Source organism: Pseudomonas sp. 51_B (assembly GCF_017491595.1).
In the GTDB taxonomy this organism is placed as follows: Bacteria; Pseudomonadota; Gammaproteobacteria; order Pseudomonadales; family Pseudomonadaceae; genus Aquipseudomonas; species Aquipseudomonas promysalinigenes.
Genome location: NZ_JAFGYW010000227.1, coordinates 1 through 499 on the forward strand (window position 1 = coordinate 1; position 499 = coordinate 499).

1 pseudogene is annotated in these 499 nt (G+C 60.3%); it reads right to left on the reverse strand.

The annotated features are described in order from the left end of the window. Positions 1 to 499, reverse strand: a pseudogene (locus J5M56_RS24545) (phosphoketolase); the annotation flags it as partial.

A 499-nucleotide genomic window follows, 5' to 3' on the forward strand; every position in this document is an offset into this window, starting at 1 on the left:
TACATCAAGGCCGACAGTTCGTCCTCGCTGATGCAGGACAGAATGGTCGGATTGGCGATCTTGTAGCCGTTCAGATGCAGGATCGGCAGCACCGCGCCGTCACGCGCCGGATCGAGAAACTTGTTGGAATGCCAGCTGGCGGCCAGTGTGCCGGTTTCGGCCTCGCCGTCACCAATCACGCAGGCCACGATCAGATCTGGATTATCGAATGCCGCCCCGTAGGCATGGGCCAGGCTATACCCCAATTCGCCACCTTCGTGGATCGACCCCGGCACCTGCGCCGACACATGGCTGGAGATCCCGTACGGCCAGGAAAACTGCCGAAACAGGCGTTGCAGGCCGTTGATATTGCGCTCCACTGCGGGGTAGCACTCGGTGTAAGTCCCTTCCAGCCAGGTTTGTGCCACCACCGCAGGCCCGCCGTGCCCGGGGCCTGCGACGAACAGCATGTTCAGATCGTAGTGCTTGATCACCCGATTGAGATGGGTATAGATCAGAT